This is a genomic window from Piscirickettsia litoralis (assembly GCF_001720395.1).
Lineage (GTDB): Bacteria > Pseudomonadota > Gammaproteobacteria > Piscirickettsiales > Piscirickettsiaceae > Piscirickettsia > Piscirickettsia litoralis.
The window spans coordinates 2,108,027-2,130,375 of the sequence record NZ_MDTU01000001.1 but is presented as its reverse complement, the minus strand read 5'-3'; the positions used below and the strand labels follow the sequence as shown (position 1 = coordinate 2,130,375).

General features: G+C 42.6%; 25 protein-coding genes and 1 pseudogene. 7 read left to right on the top strand and 19 right to left on the bottom strand.

The features are described from left to right. Window positions 1–20 precede the first annotated feature (20 nt). Window positions 21–842: an MBL fold metallo-hydrolase gene (locus BGC07_RS10535; RefSeq protein ID WP_069313075.1), complete on the top strand. Its 822-nt coding sequence runs from the start codon at window positions 21–23 to the stop codon at window positions 840–842. A gap of 74 nt (window positions 843–916) precedes the next feature. Here BGC07_RS10535 and BGC07_RS10530 read toward each other — a convergent pair whose 3' ends face one another. The 3 genes from BGC07_RS10530 to erpA all read right to left on the bottom strand — a co-directional run bounded on the left by BGC07_RS10530 (window position 917) and on the right by erpA (window position 2,805). Continuing rightward, a complete protein-coding gene (locus tag BGC07_RS10530; RefSeq protein WP_069313074.1) occupies window positions 917–2,053 on the bottom strand; it encodes an oxidoreductase in 1,137 nt (378 codons plus the stop codon). A 94-nt stretch (window positions 2,054–2,147) separates the two neighbouring features. After that, window positions 2,148–2,447, bottom strand: a complete 300-nt coding sequence (locus BGC07_RS10525) for an ArsR/SmtB family transcription factor (RefSeq protein WP_069313073.1) — start codon at window positions 2,445–2,447, stop codon at window positions 2,148–2,150. Between the two features lie 4 nt (window positions 2,448–2,451). Then, the gene (gene erpA / locus BGC07_RS10520; protein WP_069313072.1) at window positions 2,452–2,805 is read right to left on the bottom strand and encodes an iron-sulfur cluster insertion protein ErpA; all 354 of its coding nucleotides are present in this window, start codon (window positions 2,803–2,805) and stop codon (window positions 2,452–2,454) included. Between the two features lie 176 nt (window positions 2,806–2,981). On the opposite strand from erpA, the gene hemJ reads away from it, so the two are divergent. Beyond that, window positions 2,982–3,407 (top strand): protoporphyrinogen oxidase HemJ, encoded by a 426-nt coding sequence (gene hemJ, locus BGC07_RS10515; RefSeq protein WP_069313071.1) that lies wholly within the window; start codon window positions 2,982–2,984, stop codon window positions 3,405–3,407. A 1-nt stretch (window position 3,408) separates the two neighbouring features. On the opposite strand, the gene BGC07_RS10510 is transcribed toward hemJ, so the two are convergent. Both BGC07_RS10510 and BGC07_RS10505 read right to left on the bottom strand, forming a co-directional pair. After that, window positions 3,409–3,588, bottom strand: coding sequence for a rubredoxin (locus BGC07_RS10510; protein WP_069313070.1), 180 nt, complete (start codon window positions 3,586–3,588; stop codon window positions 3,409–3,411). 113 nt (window positions 3,589–3,701) lie between these two features. Further along, window positions 3,702–4,745 (bottom strand): hypothetical protein, encoded by a 1,044-nt coding sequence (locus BGC07_RS10505; RefSeq protein ID WP_069313069.1) that lies wholly within the window; start codon window positions 4,743–4,745, stop codon window positions 3,702–3,704. 116 nt (window positions 4,746–4,861) lie between these two features. Here BGC07_RS10505 and hemL point away from each other — a divergent pair. Together hemL and BGC07_RS10495 are read left to right on the top strand one after the other, a co-directional pair. After that, window positions 4,862–6,141: pseudogene (gene hemL, locus BGC07_RS10500) on the top strand (glutamate-1-semialdehyde 2,1-aminomutase). Between the two features lie 237 nt (window positions 6,142–6,378). Beyond that, a complete protein-coding gene (locus BGC07_RS10495; protein WP_069313068.1) occupies window positions 6,379–6,855 on the top strand; it encodes a hypothetical protein in 477 nt (158 codons plus the stop codon). A 355-nt stretch (window positions 6,856–7,210) separates the two neighbouring features. Here the strand turns inward: BGC07_RS10495 and BGC07_RS10490 are convergent, their stop codons facing one another. After that, window positions 7,211–9,199, bottom strand: coding sequence for a serine/threonine protein kinase (locus tag BGC07_RS10490; RefSeq protein ID WP_069313067.1), 1,989 nt, complete (start codon window positions 9,197–9,199; stop codon window positions 7,211–7,213). Window positions 9,200–9,202: 3 nt separating this feature from the next. After that, window positions 9,203–9,952 (bottom strand): PP2C family protein-serine/threonine phosphatase, encoded by a 750-nt coding sequence (locus BGC07_RS10485; RefSeq protein ID WP_235603095.1) that lies wholly within the window; start codon window positions 9,950–9,952, stop codon window positions 9,203–9,205. Between the two features lie 195 nt (window positions 9,953–10,147). On the opposite strand from BGC07_RS10485, the gene BGC07_RS10480 reads away from it, so the two are divergent. Next, entirely contained in the window at window positions 10,148–10,864 is a 717-nt protein-coding gene (locus BGC07_RS10480) for a substrate-binding periplasmic protein (RefSeq protein WP_069313066.1), read from the top strand. 55 nt (window positions 10,865–10,919) lie between these two features. Here the strand turns inward: BGC07_RS10480 and BGC07_RS10475 are convergent, their stop codons facing one another. From BGC07_RS10475 to BGC07_RS10465, 3 genes are read right to left on the bottom strand one after another with little or no spacing between them, the layout of a single operon-like run. Next, entirely contained in the window at window positions 10,920–11,252 is a 333-nt protein-coding gene (locus tag BGC07_RS10475; RefSeq protein ID WP_069313065.1) for a DOPA 4,5-dioxygenase family protein, read from the bottom strand. A 23-nt stretch (window positions 11,253–11,275) separates the two neighbouring features. Continuing rightward, window positions 11,276–12,511, bottom strand: coding sequence for a M20 metallopeptidase family protein (locus BGC07_RS10470; protein ID WP_077216856.1), 1,236 nt, complete (start codon window positions 12,509–12,511; stop codon window positions 11,276–11,278). A gap of 1 nt (window position 12,512) precedes the next feature. Further along, on the bottom strand, window positions 12,513–13,043 hold the full coding sequence (locus BGC07_RS10465) for a gamma carbonic anhydrase family protein (protein ID WP_069313064.1): 531 nt from the start codon (window positions 13,041–13,043) through the stop codon (window positions 12,513–12,515). Window positions 13,044–13,220: 177 nt separating this feature from the next. On the opposite strand from BGC07_RS10465, the gene BGC07_RS10460 reads away from it, so the two are divergent. Further along, entirely contained in the window at window positions 13,221–13,460 is a 240-nt protein-coding gene (locus tag BGC07_RS10460; RefSeq protein ID WP_069313063.1) for a hypothetical protein, read from the top strand. Window positions 13,461–13,514: 54 nt separating this feature from the next. Here BGC07_RS10460 and BGC07_RS10455 read toward each other — a convergent pair whose 3' ends face one another. From BGC07_RS10455 to pssA, 9 genes are all read right to left on the bottom strand, one after another. Further along, window positions 13,515–15,686, bottom strand: coding sequence for a heavy metal translocating P-type ATPase (locus BGC07_RS10455; protein WP_069313062.1), 2,172 nt, complete (start codon window positions 15,684–15,686; stop codon window positions 13,515–13,517). A 33-nt stretch (window positions 15,687–15,719) separates the two neighbouring features. Further along, window positions 15,720–16,082: a zinc ribbon domain-containing protein gene (locus tag BGC07_RS10450; RefSeq protein ID WP_069313061.1), complete on the bottom strand. Its 363-nt coding sequence runs from the start codon at window positions 16,080–16,082 to the stop codon at window positions 15,720–15,722. A 362-nt stretch (window positions 16,083–16,444) separates the two neighbouring features. Further along, a complete protein-coding gene (locus tag BGC07_RS10445) occupies window positions 16,445–17,176 on the bottom strand; it encodes a tRNA threonylcarbamoyladenosine dehydratase (RefSeq protein ID WP_069313060.1) in 732 nt (243 codons plus the stop codon). Further along, entirely contained in the window at window positions 17,173–17,697 is a 525-nt protein-coding gene (locus BGC07_RS10440) for a Tim44 domain-containing protein (protein ID WP_069313059.1), read from the bottom strand. Before BGC07_RS10440 ends, BGC07_RS10445 begins: the two co-directional genes overlap by 4 nt. 1 nt (window position 17,698) lies before the next feature. Further along, window positions 17,699–18,472, bottom strand: a complete 774-nt coding sequence (locus tag BGC07_RS10435) for a TatD family hydrolase (protein ID WP_069313058.1) — start codon at window positions 18,470–18,472, stop codon at window positions 17,699–17,701. Between the two features lie 3 nt (window positions 18,473–18,475). Then, a complete protein-coding gene (locus BGC07_RS10430) occupies window positions 18,476–20,053 on the bottom strand; it encodes a peptide chain release factor 3 (RefSeq protein ID WP_069313057.1) in 1,578 nt (525 codons plus the stop codon). Between the two features lies 1 nt (window position 20,054). After that, window positions 20,055–20,558, bottom strand: coding sequence for a ribosomal protein S18-alanine N-acetyltransferase (rimI, locus tag BGC07_RS10425; RefSeq protein WP_235603094.1), 504 nt, complete (start codon window positions 20,556–20,558; stop codon window positions 20,055–20,057). Further along, a complete protein-coding gene (locus BGC07_RS10420; protein ID WP_235603093.1) occupies window positions 20,519–20,890 on the bottom strand; it encodes a hypothetical protein in 372 nt (123 codons plus the stop codon). The genes rimI and BGC07_RS10420 overlap by 40 nt, the downstream gene beginning before the upstream one ends. Window positions 20,891–20,892: 2 nt before the next feature. Next, window positions 20,893–21,663, bottom strand: a complete 771-nt coding sequence (gene pssA, locus BGC07_RS10415; protein WP_069313055.1) for a CDP-diacylglycerol--serine O-phosphatidyltransferase — start codon at window positions 21,661–21,663, stop codon at window positions 20,893–20,895. 152 nt (window positions 21,664–21,815) lie between these two features. Here pssA and BGC07_RS10410 point away from each other — a divergent pair, with 152 nt between their 5' ends. Continuing rightward, window positions 21,816–22,103, top strand: coding sequence for a DUF3579 domain-containing protein (locus BGC07_RS10410; RefSeq protein ID WP_069313054.1), 288 nt, complete (start codon window positions 21,816–21,818; stop codon window positions 22,101–22,103). Window positions 22,104–22,349: the final 246 nt, after the last annotated feature.

The following is a 22,349-nucleotide window of genomic DNA, read 5'->3' as shown; positions in this document are numbered from 1 at the left end:
TAATTAAGTATGAGGTGAGTATGCCTTGGTTTAAATATGAGATGCCCTATCCAGGTATTTTTTCCATCTCTGAGCCATTTTCCCTAGTAGATCCACGTTTTAGCCTGAACACTGTCAATTGTTATCTCGTTATTGGCACAACTTCAGCGGCGTTGATTGATACAGGAATGGGCATTGGCGATCTGCATCAATTCATACGTAAACTCACAGCATTACCCATTCAGGTGCTCAACACACACTATCACTGGGATCATGTGGGAGGTAATCATCAGTTCAATCAATGTGCCATTCATCATTTGGAAGCCGAGCTGCTCAATAAAACGCCCTCTTTAGACTACTCTTTGCTTAGGAAAAGTCTGTCCCAACTCAAAAAGCGGCAACAACTGCCCGACTATACAGATCCTGATCGATATAAAATCTACCCTTATGAGGCAAAAACCTTATTAAACGACAACGATGTTATCTCATTAGGTCATCGCAATTTACATGCAATTCATACCCCTGGCCACTCTCCAGGTCATCTTTGTTTTTTAGATGATCAAACCGGCTGCTTATTTACAGGTGATACTGCTTATATGGGTCCTATTTACAGCTGCTTTAGTCTTGCAGATCCAGAGGCCTATTACAAAAGCTGCCAACGATTAAATCGCCTTAAAACAGTCCAAGCAATATGCCCAGGACATAACCAAATAATCAAAGAGCCCAAGTGGTTGCACACATTAGCTCAGTTTGCAGAACGTGCGGTGACAGGTCAAATTCAGGGTATAAATAATCAAGGCTACGTTCAATCTAAAGTATATCAAAATACGCAAGCAGGCTTTTCCATTAATTTACCACTTTAAGATGCTTAACAAAAAGCCTGAGAACTTTTAAAGCGCAAATTATAGGACCCCAAGAAGCCCTATAAGGAAAAATATTACTCATAGCTTTTATAAGGCATGTGTCTTTCCAGGTTAAAATTTATAATTTCAGATTCTTTATTATCAAATAATTTATTGACAAAATTAGCATCTGCCAATAAAGCACGACCAATAGCGAATAAATCGAATTCACCCAAAGCCAAACGCTGATCCAATTGCTCATAGCTTTGCTCAATGATTGTATTTTTTCTTTGCTGACGAGAGTCCTTATAGGCATGGTCAACGCCAATATTACCCACAGTCATTGTAGGCTTACCAGTAATTTTCTGTATCCAACCGGCGTAATTAAGAACAGACCCTGCAAACTCAGCCTGCCACCACCGTCGCGTGCTGGCATGGAAAATATCAACTCCAGCCTCAGCTAATGGCAATAATTGCTCGGCTAACTCTTCTGGCGTAGCTGCATTTTTCGCTTGATAATTCCCCATTTTCCATTGTGAAATACGTAAAACAATCGGGAAGTCAGGCCCCACCGCTGCACGCACTCGCTTAACTAATGTGCTGACAAAATTAATTCGTTCAGCAATAGTATCGCCACCAAACTCATCGAGACGTACATTAGTTTGCTGCCACATAAATTGATCTAACAAATACCCATGCGCACCATGCAATTCTATGCCATCAAAACCTAAGTCCTTGGCCGCAACCGCTGCATTCACAAAATCGCCGATCACTTGCTCTATTTGCTCAGCTGTCATTTCAGTCGGCAAATCAAGTCCTGTATTGTTTGGATCTGGGAATATTTTCGCTGAAGGCCCATAGATTGGCGACAGCGGATTTGGGCCTTTACCCGCCTGACGCACCGAGCCGACATGCCAAAGTTGCGGCATAATTTTAGCCCCTTCAGCATGAACCGCTTCAACCAAAGGTCGCCAGGACTCTATACTTTCGCCATAGAACGAGGGGACATTATCATAGCCATGAGCACTGTCGTTAACAGGAACGCCTTCAGTAATAATCAGGCCCAACCCTCCCGCTGCACGTTGACGATAATATTCGACCATTTTATCATCAACCTGGTTATCAGACGTTTGCATTCTTGTCATTGGCGCCATCACCGAACGGTTTCTTAACTCTAAAGCACCGAGCTTAAATGGTTGTTTCAGTGCTGATAAATAGTTGTCTACCTTCATCTTTCTATACCTTGCCTTCGTTTTGTCTATCCCAAATAACATTAAATCTAAAAAACAGCATATCTCAATATATCGATATGTTAATTTAAATTTTTTAGAGAATTATGTCAAGCTCTGCTTTTAGCCCCGCTATCCCAATTTCATCTCGACGATAGTAAGTCCACTGCCCGCGTCGTTCAGCAACCACAAGGCCTGCGCGCTGCAATAGACTTAAGTAATGGGAGGTTGTTGACTGCGAAACGCCTGCTTTTTTTTCAATCAGGCCCACGCACACCCCAGGTTTACCGTCATCTGAGCTGACCGTATCAAAGTGTGCTTCAGGAGACTTCAACCACAGGAGAATATTCAAACGCGTTTCATTAGAAAGTGCCTTAAAAACCGTCAACAAGTCCATTCAACTAAACCGCAAACGAGGAGCCACAACCACACGTTGTCTTGGCATTGGGGTTACGAATCACAAACTGTGAGCCTGAAACATCTTCACGATAGTCAATCTCAGCTCCGACTAAATATTGAAAACTCATCGGATCTACCAAAAGAGTCACCCCATTTTTTTCAACCTGGGTATCATCTTCTGCAACCTCTTCATCAAAGCTAAAGCCATATTGGAAGCCTGAACAACCGCCCCCAGTGATGAAAACACGTAATTTTAGTTGATCGTTTTCTTCTTCAATTAATGCTTTTACTTTATTGGCAGCATTATCTGTGAACACTAAAGGAACACTTGCATCAAATTCAACCACTGCGCTCATTCAACTACTCCTAAAATAATCTTGGTTATTATTTAAAATCATAACCACAACGTCAACTATTATTAATCGCTTGTTCTTAAGACACATAAATCCAAATTTTGATCCAACCAATAAAATTTGACCCTAAATCAGCAAATCTTTAAGCTTGTTTGCAAACACCTTTGTGGAGACAACTTATGGCCTGGGTCCTTGCCCTACATATCATTTCAGTGATTTGCTGGTTTGCTGGCTTATTCTATCTGCCTCGTCTCTTTGTCTACCATGCCCAAACTGATGATAAAATTGGCTTAGAGCGCTTTAAGGTCATGGAGCATAAGCTTTATTTTTACATCATGATGCCAAGCGCCTTATTCACGGCGATCACCGGTGTGACCCTGCTCCACTTTGCCGGTATCGACTATCGCCATGATAATTGGATGCATTTAAAGCTATTTTTTGTCGCCTTACTTTTTATCTATCACTTTGTCTGCTGGCACTATTTAAAATGCTTCAAAGAAGACCGCAATCGCAAAACTCATAAATTTTTCAGGGTATTCAATGAAATACCATCAATTATTTTGATTTTTGTCGTCGTGCTCGTCGTCGTCCAGCCTAAGTTTTAACTTAGGCAATTTCTACCATTTCAAAATCGCATTTAGTCACACCACAATCGGGACACATCCACGTTTCAGGCACCTCTTCCCAGCGTGTGCCTGGCGCGATATCATCATCCGGCCAGCCTTCTTCTTCATTGTATATCAAACCACACACGATACACATGTAACTCTTAAACTCTTCTTGCATCAATCACTCTCCTCACTACAACGAGCGTATTAAACCATGTTTTAGAAACCTATAGAAGGCTAATTAAAAGATAAGGCCACCGAAGTGGCCTTTCAAGGTTGGCACTTAACCAATTAACCATTTGAGTTTGTTAAATTTTCCAAAGTCTGTGTCGCCTGCTCGCGCCCTGTCGTTGTCGCATTTGCTCGACGAGTGATCGCATCTGGGCTTTCTTGTCGGCGCTGCTCTACAACCTCATTGCTGTCGCGACGTTGATCAAGGTTCACCGTTTGCGCCCTTTGCTCACGACCGGCGATTTCATTATTAGCAGACTGCTCTTGAGCGCTCCTTGCCTCAGTTTGGGCATTGCGTCGCCTTATGATTGCAAGATTCTCAGTCTCAGCAGCACGTTGACGACTCTCTATTCGTTGCTCAGTTGCATTGTCCTGAACACCTGTTTCAGAACGGCGCGCCTGTAATTTCTGCGCTTGCAAACTACCCGCTTCTCGACGCTGCGCCTGAATATTATTGATAAAATTCTGCTGCTCACGCACTGCTTCTGCCCGTGCGGCATTGCCTTCATCGACCACTTCCCGCCGACTCACCGCTTCTGCTTGTCGCTCTTGTGCTTCTCCACGCCTAGCCTCTGAGGTTTGCGCTTGTTTCTGGCTCTCTACAGCCCGACGCTCTACACGCACCGCTTGCTGCGTTTCTTGTGGTGTTTCTTGAGCTTGCACCTCAGTTTGTAATACCTTTTGCTCTTCTAAACGCCTCTTATCCACGCCTGAACCGATCTTGCCCTCAGCAGTAACGCCGCTGGTCGTTACACTTTCCCGCTGTTTATCTAACACAACACGCTCAGCATTAGACTTACTTAACTGCTCGCTCTCACGGCCCTCACGGCCACGGCTATTTGAGGCTTGTAAACCCACGTCATCATTGCGGCGCTCCAATCTAGTTTCAGAGCCTTCCTCTGTCCTCTCGACCCGACGCACCACCGTCTCCCGGGTTTGTAACTCATCACGACGTGCCGCTCGATCACCCGCTACCGAACCGACATTCAAATCAGCTTCAAAGGCCTTATTTAACTCGCTACTCTGTTCACGGTCCTGTTTTAGCTGCTCCTGCAATCGTTGAGCGAGTAAGCCACTCCCTGCACCCACACTGCCTACAGCCATATTTAGTACCCCTCATAATCAAGTCACACCTATTTGACACATCATAAACATAATGGTTTCTTTTCTTTATGAACAGGTTACAATAAGCCACCGCGATTTAAGCATGGAGACAATCAATGACCATAGAAAATGCATTTTCCAACGCCCAACAAGTGATCCCAGGTGGGGTCAACTCTCCGGTCCGCGCCTTTAAAGGGGTCGGCGGCGAACCTGTTTTTTTAAAAGCGCACAAGGTGCTTATTTAACTGATATTCAAGGTAAAAAATATATCGATTACGTCGCTTCCTGGGGGCCGATGGTCCTCGGTCATGCCCATCCTCAGGTGATCCAAGCGGTCAAAAGCGCACTGGATAATGGCTTAAGCTTTGGTGCACCCACCCTTATTGAAACTCGCATGGCTGAAAAAATTTGCCAGCTGATTCCGGCCATCGAACAGGTCCGCATGGTTAGCTCCGGTACAGAGGCGACCATGAGCGCAATTCGCCTTGCCCGTGGTGCCACAGGGCGTAAAAAAATCATCAAATTTGAAGGCTGTTATCACGGTCATTCCGATGGTCTGCTCGTTCAAGCCGGCTCAGGAGCACTCACCTGCGGCTCACCCAACTCTGCAGGCGTTCCTGAAGAAATCACCCAACACACTTTAAATTTACCTTACAACTGTGTCGAAACGCTACAGCAGGTCTTTAAAGAACAGGGGGCTGACATAGCAACCGTCATCCTGGAGCCTGTTGCTGGCAATATGAACCTGATTCTGCCTAAAACTGAATTTTTAACAGCGCTGCGTGAACTTTGTGATACACACGGTGCATTGCTCATCTTTGATGAAGTGATGACTGGCTTTCGCGTCGGCCTAGGCGGAGCATGCCAACGCTTTAATATCGTTCCAGACCTAATCACTCTTGGCAAGGTGATCGGCGGTGGCATGCCGGTGGGTGCCTTTGGTGGCAAGCGAGAAATTATGAAGCACCTCGCTCCTGAAGGCGCGGTATATCAAGCCGGTACTCTCTCTGGCAACCCGATTGCGATGACCGCAGGGCTAGCAACGCTAGAACTCATCGAGCAACCTGGTTTCTACCAACAGCTTGAAGAAAATACCGCGCTATTATGCCAAGGCTTAGAGGAAGCCGCTGAAAAAGCCAGTATCGACTTTATTACTCAACGCTGTGGTAGCATGTTTGGTTTATTCTTCACCGATCAAAAAGAAGTCACTAGCTTTAAAGCAACTTCGGCCTGTAATACCGAGCAATTTAAACACTTTTTCCATTTAATGCTTGAAGAGGGTATTTACCTAGCCCCTTCTGCCTTTGAAGCCGGCTTTATGTCATCTGCACATACAAAAGAAGACATAGAAAAAACAATTCATGCTGCTTATCGCAGCTTTCAAAAACTCGCTTAACCTAATAAGCGCTTCACTCAATTAACAACCAGGCTGACGAATCCTTTATGTCAGCCTATTTAGCCCAGCTACCAAAAAACACATCTCACGCTTAATAAAAATTCATCCGGCAAGATGCCATGTATCATTAACAATAAATAAATCTCATTAATTTTAGATATTGATAATCATTCTTATTTATGCCATCATACGCACCATCAAAACACAACCTAAGATCAAACGGATTAAGGATCATTGATGAAAACAATAACAACAACACTTCTAACAAGTGCAGCTTTAGCGCTCACCGCACTTAGTACATATGCAGAAACGCCACCTACAACACACACAACACACCACATTTATGCCAAACATTCATCAAAGTGGTATGTAAAAATTGTTGGCATTAGCCCTTTTGAGCCTGCTTATTTCATTGCTCAACCGAGTGATGCTTATTCTCAAGAGCTCAACTATACCGTTTCAGAAGATCACCCAGCACAATATAATTTTGCGTTTAGCTTTAATGGCAGCACTGATTTTAATGTGGCTTATACAGTGACAGCAATAGACACTAGTCAAAGTGCTGGAGCATCGCAAGGAAAAACAAAATCCTGTACTTTTGTTGTCGGTGCTAATGGTCCTGCAGATCCTAATATTCACGTTGAAAATTATCAAGGAGCCAAGTGCAGTTTCAATATTGTTACAGGTCAAGGTGAGGACTTTACCCTAGAATAAAGTTAATTGAACCACGGTTTTCCTTATAACATAAGCAAGAAACAGATCGTTTAAATTATTTTTATCCTTGCCATAAGTCATATTAAAATATTTATTTTTGATTTTTATAAAGTGGGTAAGTCTACCCACTTTCTTTTTATCAAAAAATAAACCATAAAAAATAAATCTATTTTATCTTTTATAGCCCTTACAAAGAAAAACACATACTCTATATAAATTTATTAAACACTAATAATATAAAATTTAAAACAATTTATAATTCAATCAGGTTACCCATAAAAATATATAACAAAAAGCCAATCACACTAATAAAATATAATTGGCTTTATTAGATTTAATTTAATTCTAAAATTAATCAATAGGTTTTTAACATAATCCGAAATGTTGCTCGGTTAATATTATTTCCTGTTGGATTAACTTGCATAATACGGCAATAAGGCTGTACTGCAGATTTGAAAAATGCACCTCGTAGCGCATTCCCTTGACCAGTATTAACCCACTCATAGGCAGAAGCCAAATGGTAATTCACCCCTAAACGATTATGATAAGCTGACTTATTTGCAACAAGATTAGGCCCTGTCCCATAATAATCACAAATATTCTTTTTATTCATCCCCAAATAAAGCGCTTGCTGCCACTCAAAATTGCCTGGCAACATCACCGCTAAACCTGTTTTTGTCCGTAACCAAGAAAAATATTGCTGGATTTTTTCTGAAGATAACCCTTCTACAGGCTGATCATTAGGCGCTATCGCGCATAAACCGCTCGACTCGCAAAATGCTGCGTAATCTTTCATCGATACTAAATTTTCACTTAAAGCAAAAATATGCTGATCGTTTTTGATCACTCGCATTTTGATTTCATTATTTTTACTAAGGGGTAAATAACAATAACTACCCGACTTAATACCGGATAATGAAGACGTGCAAGCAGGTTGTAACGAAGTATTCTTAGGTTTTGCAGGAGCCTGTGCAATAACTCTATTTTCTACACGTTTTTTTTCTGCTGTAATTACAGGCTTAGGTTGCTCTTTAATAACAGGCTTTGGTTTCACCTTAGCTTTAGCAGTCACTGCTTTTTCAGCCACAACTTTTTTGGTCTCTTTTTTAACTTCATCCTTTTTGGTGACTGGCTCACTTTTGCTTTCAGAAGAAGCAGGCGGCTTCACTATTTCCTGTTGCGTAGATGCTGATGATGAGTCCACTTGAGTCTCTGGTATTTTCTCATCATAAGGATCAGCAATCACCGCTGCATTTGCTGAGTTCAGTGATTGTCCAGCATTAAGCGCTAAGAGTGTTTTATTTTTTCGCATCACATAAAACAAACCAACAGCCATAGCAATAATAATCATGCTTAAAATAAATAAGCTAATTTTCGAGGCTGAAAATTTACTAGCCTTTTGATCTTTATTTTGCAATCGCTCTAATAATTTACTTGCCGAACCCAAACGCTTTTTACGTTTAAGCGCCAACATATCTCGAATAACCAACCATAACCATTCAGGAATATGCGTAATTTTTTTAACTGTTAATTCATCTTCAAGGGCTTTTAGTGCTGAGCATTTATTATAAGGGTGTTTACCTGTTAATAGTTCATAGAAAATACAACCCAATGCATAAATATCATCGCTCGGATGAGGCTCCTCACCGCAGAGCATCTCATAACTCGCATAGGCTGGAGTAAACGCAGCTAGCGCAACTGGATCAAAAATAGAAACGTCGTCTTGCTCAGCTTGCAAAGGACGAATGGTTCTGGCAATACCGAAATCAAGCAATTTTGCCACTTCTGCTGGAGTGACAATAATGTTACCTGGCTTTAAATCCGAATGAACAATCCGATGCTCATGCGCATGTTCTAGCCCTCTAGCCGCTTGAATAATAATATGCAGCACCGATTGGAAATGACGACGATGCACTTTAGTCGACTCACCGACAAGATCAACTTTATGCTCTAATAGCCATTCTTTTAGTGATTTTCCTTCGACCAATTCCATCGTTTTATAGACAACATCGCCATCACGATCAAAATCATAGACATTAACGATATTAGGATGAGCAAGCTGCTGCTCTTTATAGGTCTCACGCTGTAATGCCAGCAAGGCTTTGTCCATGTGTTGAATACCTTGATTCAGCACTTTAATCGCGACAAAAGGATAACTTTCGCCTACATCTTCTTTGTGTTTGTCCAGAGCCTTGTAGACTTGCCCCATGCCACCCACACCAATCAGCTCAACCAACTTAAAACGCCCTTTAAGGGTTACACCAAGCAATGATTGCTCTTCTGCCTCAGATGGGGTTGCTGTATTACTCTTTTTATCAAAAAGTAGCGTCTTCGTTTCGTCCACACTTTACCTCAAATGCAAATCGACAATCACAGCTGTCACATTATCACGCGCTCGTGTTTGCAACGTTTGCCCTAATAATAACTGACAAGACTGCTCAGCCGTGGCCTTGTTCACTGACACAATCTCTTCCAAACAATGGTTAGACAATTCACCCGATAAACCATCACTACATAATAAAATACGCAATGGCATTGAAGCCGATAACTCACACTGGTCAAGCTGTAGATGTTCAGAAACTCCAACAGCATGCGTCAATCGATTCGCATACGGATGGTTTGTAACTTCTTCCTCACTAATGACACCAGCTTCAAGCAATTGCAACACGTAACGATGATCTTGAGTCACTTGTTTAAATTGACGATTTTTCAACACATAAGCACGGCTGTCCCCTGTCCATAAAAAAGCGACTTTCTTTTCGTGCTCAGAGGTGACGCATACCACGACAGTGCTTCCCACTGGCTTTTTAATCTCTTGAGAGAAAAGATAAATTTCGTGATGCCGGTGATGCAACTGCTTTGATACTTCATCGATTTTTTCAGCTAAAGACATCTTCGCTGTTATATTGGTAAAAGGGACTGCCAATAACGCACTCGCACGTTCGCCAAAAGCCCCCCCTCCCATACCATCAGCCACAAGAAAAACACCTTGCTCTTCTTGTAGTAGATAAGCGTCTTCGTTATGATCACGCACATGACCACAATGTGAAACACCTGCTGACAAGCACAGGCGCTTTTTCTTCTTTTTAAACCACAACAGACTCTACTCCCACGTCTTGGAGGCTCTATTGTACCTAAGAATTCAACAAACTGCTCTTTTTCAACCACTCTAATCAGCCATTAATATTGAATTTAATTTGAATTCATAATGTTAACAACATAACCCCGTCAAAAACATTTTCATCGACTACACTTAACTCCAAGCCTTGAAAGCGAGAAGAGGAGCCTGGCTATGCTCAAGCTAAGAAGTACTCTGCTGATTTTAATGATGTTCACAACAGCAACTGCGTTCTCTGCTGTTGAGAAGGTCACACTATCAACAGGGGAGTGGAAACCCTTCGTTTCCCAAACCCTCACCGGAAATGGTAGCGCCGCTAAGATTGTCACTGATGCTTTTGCCGCGGTAGGCATTGGTGTCGAGTACAAATGGTATCCTTGGAAACGAGCTTATAAGATCGCCTTGGATGGCAAATCTGATGGTTCTTTCCCATGGTCAAAAGTCGCTAAACGTGAGAAAGATTTTGCTTACAGCAATCCCATTATCATTTCAAAAACGGTATTTTATCACCTAAAAAGCAAGCCATTCACTTGGAGTAGTTACGATGACTTAAAAGGCAAAATCGTCGGAGGTAGCTTAGGCTATAGCTACGGCACTCAATTTGAAGCCGAAGTCAAAAAGAAATTATTTAAATATCAGGTAGCTAAAACCGATATCATCAACTTGAAAAAGCTACTTAAAGGTCGTATCGATGTCTTCCCATGCAGCATTGAAGTCTGTGATGGTCTCATTAAGCAATTGGGTAGTGAAGCGGCCGATAAATTAACCTATAACAAAGAAAAGCCATTGGCAGAGAGTAGCTACTATTTAATCGTTGCGAAAAAGCTTAAAAAGCACAAAGAAATTATTAATAAATTTAATGAGGGTTTAAAGTTAATCGGAAAACAATAACCTAAACTTTTAAAGTAAAAATATAAAATAGCCCATTGTTCGGGCTATTTTATAATTATTTTAATTTTTCTAAATTTAGCGCATATGATTTTCCCAACCATAAAACATACTGAGTGTGATCAACTATATCTGCCCCTGTATCAGCATGAATAAAAATATCCAGGCTAGCACGCTCTTGCATCAAAAAGCTTATTAATGACTGAAAAGATGATTGACCAAAAGCGATCTGATAACTTGGACAAGGATGAGGCCCAACACAGCTCTCCCAAACACGACCTAAAGTAAGCTCTGGAAAAGCTTTAGCGATTTTTTCTCGCAACGCTAACGCTGTATTTTTGCTCTCACTATCAAAATAAACATGAGCATGAAAATTTTCAAATTCTAACACTGATCACTCCAAATAGCCGTTACTTAATTAGAATAAGTCGCCGCATTTTCCTGTATATAAGCAATTGCGGTATGACATAATAGTTGGCAAGCATCCGCTAAAATTTCATCACTATAGTCATAGTGACCATTATGCAACGAAGGCGAGGACATGCCATTACCCACACCAAAATAACACCCAGGCACTTCTTGCAAATAAAACGCAAAATCTTCCCCACCCATGCTCGACACCCCATCTAGCCAATGCACACGGTTTTCACCTAAACTCTCTTTAGCCACTTGGTGCACTAATTCACTTTCTTTTGGATGATTCATCGTTGGTGGATAGGGAGGGTCTAGAGTATATTCAATGCTCGCCTCAGCACCAAAGGTTGCCACACTGTGCTTTACTACACTTTCAAAGCGTTCAATCAAATAATCCATCGCCTTGGGTGAAGTCGCACGAATCGTCCCTTGAAGCTCAACATCATCGGCAATCACATTATGAGCCGTACCTGCATTAAGCTGGGTAATCGAGATAATCCCCTGCTCACCAGAAGAGATATTCCGGCTAATAATCGATTGAGTATTCTGAATTAAAGCCGCTGCGGCAACCACAGGATCAATGCAAGCCTCAGGATAAGCAGCATGGCCGCCCTTACCTGTCACGGTGACTTTAAACATATTTGCCCCGGCCATAAAACAACCTGAGCGTACAATCACATGACCTAACTCTGTGCCAGGAAAATTATGATAACCAAAAATAGCATCCACTTTAGGTGATTCTAAAACACCCTCTTGTATCATCGCATAAGCACCGGCACCACCTTCTTCGGCCGGCTGAAAAATGAACTTAATCGCACCACAAGGCAATAAGCCAACATGTTCTTTTAAAACACGTGCAACAAGTAATAATGTTGCAGTATGGCCATCATGACCACAAGCATGCATTTTCCCAGGATTTTTAGAGGAATAATCTAAACCAGTTTGCTCACAAATTGGCAAAGCATCTAAGTCGGCACGTAAAGCAACGACAGGCCCCGGCCGTCCCGAATCTAATAAGGCCGTCACACCGGTTTTACCAATGCCCGTTTTAACTTCATAGCCATAGCGCTCTAGCTCTTTTGTCACAAGTTCGGCGGTTTCAACCTCTTCGTATTTAAGCTCTGGATTACGGTGCAGCTGATGACGAAGATCAATCGCCTCATGCGTAAATCCTTTAATTGTTGTTAATAATTGCTGAGAGTTATATTCAATACGATTATTATTAGGTGCCGGCATATTATGCCCCTAAATATTCATCTTTTAATTTACAGTATTGTTGAGCACTATAACTTAAAAATTCGATTTCTTTATCCGTCAATGCTCGCACTTTCTTTACCGGTGCACCCACCCACAAATAACCGCTTTCTAAGCATTTCCCAGGAGGAACTAAAGCACCGGCACCAATGATCGTTAACGGTTCAACTTTAGCGCCATCAAGAACCGTCGCTTTCATACCAATTAGGCAACGATCTGCGATCGTACAAGCATGTAGCGTTGCTTGATGACCAACCGTCACATCTTCACCAATCACTAAAGGCATGCCGCCCGGCTGATATTGGCTATCATGAGTGACATGTAACACACTGCCATCTTGAATATTACTACGCGCACCGACTGATATTTTTTGCACATCACCGCGTAATACAGCCGTTGGCCAAACAGACACGTCTTTGCCAAGCGTAACATCGCCGATCACTGTCGCTGCACCGTCAATATAACACCGATCACCTATTTTTGGGAAAATACCTTTAAAGGGCCGCACTGCCATTATTACCACCTTGTTATTAACCAACTGATATCAATCAGCTCATAGCTTAACATTCCAAACGCCCAACATACAAAACGCTTCCAAAATAACTGAAGATTAATAAATAAAAACAAAGCTAAAAATATCATACTGATATTCAAATATGATTTACTATTAATGTAGGATAGGAGGTCCACGATGGAAAAAGATTCGATTAATTACAAAGGCTGCCAGATTATCTACTGGACTCATGAAAAAGATAATTTTTTTACCGCAGAAGCAATCATTCATTGTGACGCCCTTGACGATGAGACAATACCTCACATCAGTGGCAAAGCCTTTACCAACATCGGCGATGCTGAGACATACATCCTCGATGAAGCAAAAACATGGATTGATGCAAAAGAGCACTCTATCGCTAAAACTAACAGAAAGTAACAAAAATAAAAAAAGTGCCCCCGAATTTCCTATAACCAGGGGCAAATAATCAAATTAAGAACTCGCTTTTAATAATCGTAGTGCGTTAAAGATCACCAATAAAGAGACACCAATATCTGCAGCAACGGCCAACCATAAGCTAGCAACACCCGCTAATGCCAGAGCAATAAATATCACTTTAACTCCGATGGCAAAACTAATATTTTGCTTAATCACTTGCATCACATGGCGCGAGTGGCGAATCAACCAGGGTAGTTTTTCTAACTCATCTGACATCAAGGCAATGTCTGCCACTTCAATCGCCGCATCACTGCCCACCGCTCCCATAGCAATTCCTAAATCTGCGGTCACAAGCGCAGGCGCATCATTCACTCCATCGCCGATCATTGCAACTTGATAATTTCGTCCATGCAGTTTTTTAATTTGATTAACTTTATCATCAGGCAGTAATTCAGCATGAATCTCATCGAGCTCGCAGCGTTTACCGACTGCATCTGCTGTTCCCTGATTATCACCTGTTAATAATACAGTTTTTAAACCCAGCTCTTTTAACTGCACAATTGCCTGTTTACTCGCCTCGCGCACCTGATCTGCCACACTGATGATGCCACAGATTTCGCTTTCAGTGCCTAACGCTAAAATCGAATGTCCCTCAGACTCTAGCTTTAGCATTTTATTATGTAATTCACTCGACTCAGAGCACTGCTTTTTCTCATGTAAAAAGCGATGACTGCCTATCCAGTAATACTGACCATCAATATAACCTTCAACCCCTTTGCCTTTAATCGCTTTGACACTCAGCGCACGCTCAACATGAATCCCTTCGGACTCTGCTTTATTTAACACCGAAATCGCTAACGGATGCTCACTCTCAGACTCCAAAGCAGCGGCAATTTTTAATAATTTATCTTCACTAAAACCATTGACTGCAATTAGCTGTTGTACTTTTGGCTTACCTTCTGTTAGCGTTCCTGTTTTATCAAGGGCAATTGCCTGCAATTTCGCAGGAAGCTCTAAATAAGCGCCCCCTTTGACTAATACCCCCGAACGTGCGGCCGCACTTAAACCTGAAACGATACTAACCGGCGTTGAGATTACTAAAGCACAGGGGCAAGCAATCACTAAAATGACCAAAGCTTCATAAACCCACGCTGACCACAGCGCACCAAAAGCTAATGGTGGCACAGTCGCAACCAATAAAGCGAGCAGCATCATCGCTGGCGTATAATAGCGTGCGAATTTTTCTACCCACTGCTCACTTTTGGCACGATAAGCTTGCGCCTCTTCAACACGTTTAATAATCTGTGCAAGCGTAGTATCTTCTGAGCTGCGCGTCACTTTAAACTCTATCGCGCCTTCTTCATTAATCGTCCCAGCATACAGAACATCACCTTTTTTCTTAAGCACCGCCATTGACTCCCCGGTAATCGGAGCCTGATTAATATGAGTTTCTCCTTTAGTGACAATACCATCTAAAGGAATTTTTTCTCCTGGGCGCACAATTACAATTGCCCCCACTTTCACCTCTTCAACCGGCTTTTCATCAACACCATGATGAGAGCACAATGTACGTGCCGTCGCTGGCGCGATTTCCAACAAAGACTTAATCGCATTACGCGCACGGCCCACACTCCAATTTTCCAGCAACAGGGCCACTGAAAATAAAAACGTCACTGCCGCCGCTTCCACCCACTGACCGATCAGCATCGCACCAATCACCGCAACGGTCATCAACACATTAATATCTGCACGATAATTTTTAAGTGCTGTTAACGCTTTAGGAAAGACATAACGCCCACCGGTCATAATGGCAATAATAAATAAGATAATAGCGGCCGAATCACTCGCAAAACTAAGAGACTCATGACCTGCAAGAGCATTTAAAAAGCCATAATTTAAGCCATTAATCACATAGCCCAAAATTAAGGCCATACCGCTGACTGTCGCTAGAATTAGGCGACCATAACGCGCCCAAAAGCCGGTTTCTTGTTGAGAACTCTGTAAATATTGATCCCAAGCAACCGCTTTCAAGCCTGCTTTACCAATTGCAAAAATCAAATCACTTTCTTGAATAGAGCGATCCACAGAATCTATCGTCAATTTGCCATTTAATAAATCAAACCGTAATGCATTTTTATTTTTGACCTTAGGAATTAACACTTTTTCTAGCGCAGAAACTTCTTCTGCGCAATCTAGCCCATAAACCTTAAATGTATAGCCTTGCATATACCATTCACCTCACTGTCATCTTCTTTTAAATTATGGGTTTGCTTTAAACGCTGTGCCACATTCAGGGCAAAAGCGTGCTGGCGCTTTCACTGTTGTCTGGCACTGCCCACAACGCATATCCTTAGGCACTAAAGAAACGCCGCATTGTCCGCAAAATTTTGCATTGATCCTGTTATCCGCCTGGCATGAGCTGCAACGCTGTCCACGTTCTTGTACCGGCTCTAGATGCCTTGGCTCCGAATATGGCTCTTGCCGATAATAATCCTCACGATCATGATGCTCTTCACGCCCATGATGAGAGCGACGACGGTGTCCCGAATACTCATTAGAACGCCTGTGTCCGGAAAAGATTCCACCTAAAAAGCCATGCTTAGATTTACCATGATGTCCCATCGCTAGTTCCTCATTTTTTAATCACAATAAGGAGTTTAAACTCTGAACTATACTTCAGGGTCAAGCGTTTACTTGTTTTTATTTATAATATCTTGAAAAATAAGCTCTTTTTGTAATTTTTATCCAAATGACAAACTTATGCTTGTATAGCCAAGAGTGTTTATATTTTGATATTATTGGCTTCTTTCTGACACCATCACGAGCAACTATGAAGTGAGCTTTTATAAAGGCAGGCATGACCTCAAGGAAAGTCGCTTGCAAATAGCAGTCGCACTGAATTTAAAAATAATTAAAGAACCCCAAACCAAGGCATTTGACTCGGCCTTTCTCGTTAAGGGTTCGGGTCATCTGGTTGATTAGTTTTACTTTTTTACATAAGGGGCGATAAGTTTTTGTACAACCAATCCAGATAACGTTAAGCCAAACAGCGCTGGCATATAACTAATCGTACCATTGACCGCTCGATCACGGCCATGGCCCGGCACCGGCTCCGGCGGTAACGGAGGAGAAGAAGGCTCTGTCGAGTAAACCGCTAAAATACCTTTTTTAACGCCTTGGCGGCGCAAACGTACGCGCATAAAGCGTGCGAGTTTACAAACAGATGTATCTAATATATCCGCCACTTTAATCTGCGTTGGGTCTATTTTATTGCCCGCCCCCATACTTGACACCACCTGATAGCCTTTCTCATGGGCGGTACGTACATAGGCCACCTTGCAAGATAAACTATCGATGGCATCAACAACAAAGTCGAACGGTTCAGTGAAAAACGCATCCATATCTTCAGCGCGCAAAAACTCTGCACAAACTTCAACTTGACAATTCGGGTTAATATCGCCAATACGCTCTGCCATCACCTGGGCCTTGTTTTTACCCACCGTGGACTCAAGCGCGACGAGTTGGCGATTCAAATTCGATGCTGAAACCACATCATGATCAACCAACTTAATATAGCCGATACCTGCACGCGCTAAACCTTCTGCAACAAAAGAGCCCACACCTCCCATGCCAGCGATCACAACGCGCGCATTTTTTAAGCGCTCAATGCCTTCATCACCCACTAAAATATGGGTGCGCTCAAATAAACCGATCATTCACTAATACCTTCTACTTTCAACACAGCTCCCGCTTGATCCTCACGGCTAAGCTGCCATACTTCTCTAAAATCATAAGGCTGACCATTGCCTTGACGTAATTTCCCACTATAAATGACTTTTGCTTTTAAACTGCCGCTACTGCTTTTTTTCACCTCTTGTACCTCAGCATTTAGAGCCACAATACTTACGGTTTGGTGACGCTCTGAGCTTTGTACTTTCGTGAAAACTTCTGCTGAGGTTCTTTTTTGCAAAACCGCTAATTTTTCATTATTCCAAGCATCTTGTAAGGTCACAAATAACTCTTTGGCCTCATTTGCCAAAGCACCTTGGTCCACCGGTGGAGCGACTGGCTCTTCTGGCTTGTGGTCATACACGTTACCTGCAGGCGGATTATCTTCCACTGGACGGTGCGGCGGTCTTTGTGTATTCGAATACTTATCTTGCTTACTCATAAAAAATTTATTGAGTAAGAAAATAATCCCACCTAAAATCACAATCCACAGTAGTACCGAGCCCATTTTAATTCTCCATTCCAAACAATGATAATGAGTTTTTCCAAAGTGCTTCTGCTATTTTCTCACGGCTTTCTTTGCGCTCGCAACACAAGGCATCCAATACCTGCGTAATAAAACAAGGTTCATTGCGTCGATCAAATTGCCCGCGCATGGGCATATCCGGAGCATCTGTTTCTAAGACAAAACTTGATAAAGGCAAACTTTTCACCACCGCTCTAAGCTTACGCGAATTGGTATAAGTAAGCACACTGCCCAACCCCAGTTTCAAACCTAAATCGACATAATTTTTTGCCACTTCCACACTACCACTAAAAGCATGAATCACACCGCCGCTAACAAAATCTAACTCTTTTACTGCGTTAACAATTTTTTCATGACGATGACGGACATGCAAAATCACTGGCTTATTGTACTGCTTGGCTAATTTTAGCTGTTGATAGAAAAAATAATATTGCCTTTTTTCATCTAAATGCTTTAAATGACCGTCTAAGCCTATTTCACCCACAGCGTGCATATCGCTGCTATTTTTAATTAACTCCTGCTCGAGCAAAATTAAATCTTGCTCTTGATGCTGATTTAAAAAATAAGGGTGTAATCCTAGCGCATAATAACAACGCTCATGCTGTGCAGATAAATCACGCACTTTCTGCCAGTTATTAACGCTCACCCCTGGCAACATAAAGCGTGCCACACCAACAGCCGCAGCGCGCGCGAGCACCACCTCTCGATCTTGATCAAAGGCATCAAAATCTAAGTGACAGTGCGTATCAAAGATCATGCTTTAGACTTCTCGCGTTGAGAAAAACTGAATATCCGGCCAGCGCTCTTTGGCCAAATTCAAATTCACCATCGTCGGCGCTAGATAAGTCAGCGCATCAGAGCCATCTAGAGCGAGCTGATCAAAATGACGTTTTTTAAACTGGTCGAGCATTTTCTCATCATCACAATGCACCCAATGAGCGGTTGCAATCGACACGTTATCATAGACGCATTCAACGTTATATTCAGCTTTTAAGCGATGTGCGACCACATCAAATTGCAGCACGCCGACAGCACCTAAAATCAAATCATTACTGTTTAGAGGTCTAAAAACCTGTGTCGCCCCTTCTTCTGAAAGCTGAATCAGCCCTTTTTGCAAGGCTTTAGATTTTAATGGATCACGCAAGCGTACTAATCTAAAAAGCTCAGGCGCAAAGTTTGGAATGCCAACAAACTTTAAATCTTCACCTTGAGTAAAGGCATCACCAATTTGAATGGTTCCATGATTATGCAACCCTAAAATATCACCAGGATAGGCCTCTTCCGCCTGGCTTCTATCGCCTGCCATAAAGGTCATCGCGTTGGCAATCTGCACTGTTTTTCCTGTACGCACATGCTTTAACTTCATGCCTTTATTGTATTTTCCCGAACAAACACGCATAAAGGCAATTCGGTCACGGTGTGCTGGATCCATATTCGCCTGAATCTTAAAGACAAATCCCGAAAGTTTTTCTTCTATTGGTGCAACCGTACGCTCACGAGTCTCGCGCGTTTGTGGTGCCGGTGCATATTCAGCGAAGTAGTTTAATAGCTCACGAATACCAAAGTTATTAATCGCCGAGCCAAAAAAGACCGGTGTCAGCTCACCCGCCAAATAGGCCTCATAATCAAACTCATGACTGGCACCACGAACCAGCTCAAGCTCATCACGCAACTCGCTAGCCATCATACCGATTTTCTCATCCAATTCTGGATTATCCAGGCCAGCGATCACATCAGCCTCTTGCACTTCTTGGTTTTTCCCTGCACTGTAAAGATAAATTTTATCTTCATACAAATGGTAAATCCCCTTGAAGTTCTTACCCATACCAATCGGCCAAGTAATCGGTGCACAGAAGATACCCAGCCATGTTTCTACATCATCCAAGACATCAATCGGGTCACGCGCTTCACGGTCTAGCTTATTGACAAAGGTCATCGCTGGCGTTTTACGTAGCTGACACACTTCCCAAAGCTTTAAGGTTCGCGCCTCCACACCTTTTGCCGCATCAACGACCATCAGCGCAGAGTCGACCGCTGTAAGTGTACGATAAGTATCCTCAGAGAAATCTTCGTGACCTGGAGTATCTAATAGATTAATAATACGTTCACGATAGGGAAACTGCATCACCGAGGTGGTTACCGAGATGCCCCGTTGTTTTTCCAGCTCCATCCAGTCAGAGGTCGCATGGCGGCTGGCCTTACGCCCCTTGACCGTTCCTGCCATCTGAATCGCACCGCCGAACAATAATAATTTTTCAGTCAGTGTTGTTTTACCCGCATCCGGGTGAGAGATAATCGCAAAGGTTCTGCGCTTATCCACTTGTTCTTGATATGTCATTTTAATTCTTACCTTCTAAATTCTTCACTAAGACTAAGGCATCTTCCCGACCTTGGGTCTTGGTCGGATAATAACCTTTACGGCGGCCTAATTCTGTAAACCCAGAGGAGAAGTACAGCCCAATTGCTGCCAAATTCGATTCGCGCACCTCAAGAAAGACTTGCTTTGCGCCCTGACTTGCCGCTTTCGATACAATAATATCCAAAAGATAGCGACCCAAGCCTTGCCCTTGCTGGTCGGGATCTATGCATAGATTTAATAAATGGCATTCATCGAAAATCACCGAGAAAAAGCAATAACCGCAAACCACTCGATCGGAATCTGTCACCCGCTCTAAGATCTGACCATAATAATGTTGCGTCTCCAGCAGGGTGTGCATTATATCACTGGACCAACCATCTTCATAGGCACGTTGCTCCATTGAGAAAACCGCTGCAATATCATTCGCGCACACCTTGCGAAGCTTTAAATTATCGCGTTTTTCCATTGCCACAACTTCTGCCATAACTGCTTTTTTAATGGTCCTGAAGCAATAAAACGCTCCACTTCTGGTAAATTTTCTTCTACATCGGTCTGCAATATGCCCAAGCCCCAATACAGCCCGTGTTGAGGTAAGCTAGTCTCTTCAATTTCATAACGCAAGTTCGGCACATTAGCAATTAATTGATCTAAAAAGGCTCTAATCGCCGCTTTTTGCCAACTGCGTTTAGGCACTAATAAGACCAGCTCTTCTGGCTTACTTTCGGTAATAGTCTCAGCTGCCCGCGCGCCAGCCAACGGCTGCCGTGCTTGCCACTGAGAAATGCCCATCACTTGCAAATACGGATGATAATTCACAGTTACTTCGCTTTATCACTCGATTTTTCAACTGTTTTTTTGCGATTCGGTTTACGCAAGCGCCACAGTGCCATCAGCGGCCCTGATAAAACATAAATCACAAAAATACCCAGCAACACCTGAGCTGGGCTGATAGAAATTGCCACATACGCTAAGACAATGACAATCACGACTCCAAAGCCCACATGCTTTTTAAAATCAACATCTTTAAAGCTTAAATAGCGCACATTACTCACCATCAAGACCCCTAAAGCAAGGCTCATTACCGCAAACGCAATATCGATATAAGTACCAGTTAGCTCATACATATGAGCAATCCATATCGTCCCTGCAATCATTGCCGCAGCAGATGGGCAGGGCAAACCAATAAAATAGCGTTTGTCCATCGAACCTAACTGACTATTAAAGCGCGCCAAACGTAGCCCAACACCTGCGGTATATAAAAATGCCGCAAGCCAGCCTAATTTGCCTAGATGCATCGTCGCATAACTGTACACGACAAGGGCAGGCGCAACACCAAAAGCCACCATGTCTGATAGGCTGTCATATTCAGCGCCAAACTCACTCTGAGTGTTAGTCAGACGAGCAACTCGACCGTCTAAGGCATCTAAGATCATGGCAACAAAAATAGCAATTGCCGCAGTATCGAATAACCCTTTCATCGCCGCTACGATGGCATAAAAGCCCGCAAACAAACTCCCCGTAGTAAACAAGTTCGGCAATAAATAAATACCTTTTGGTGGAACCTGCTCATCTTGTTCTTTTTTACTCATACGTCCTCTCAACTCACTCACGATTCTTAAAGACATTGCATATTATAAAATTTTGGCACCACTCTATCATAATTCAATCGCTGACTATGTTATACTCTTAGTGCATCCTGTATGTCTTAAATTAAAAACAAATCGGGACCGACATAGCTACAATGACAGAAGATACATCAAAAACTACACGCCTCGTCATCGAAGGGGTCACGCACGAAGGTAAAACCTTTCGTCCCAGCGATTGGGCTGAGCGCATGAGCGGCGCGCTTTCTACCTTTCGTGACAAGCGCATTATTTACTCACCGATGCTGCAACCTGCAGTCAAAGATGGCAATAAGTGCATTATTCTCGACGAATCTCTTAAAGAAAGCAATCCTGAACTCTATCGCTACATCCTCGAATTTGCCGAAACCAATCGTTTAAAGATTTGCCCAGCCGAAGACGACTAACGCTCTTCTGCCTTGGGGCAACGAACAGCGATGCTCAAAAAATTAAAAAGTATTATATATCAATTAATTAAAATAAATATCTTGCTACCCTCGTTACCAAACTCCTGCAAAAGCAAAAATTTCAGATAAAGTTTCTGCAATCTCTAAAAATTCGTTAAAATAGCTCCTCCATAAACAGAATTAGAGACTTGGCGACGTCATGAGTATTTTAAAGAAATTGTTCGGCCGCAAAAAAATTCAGCAGGC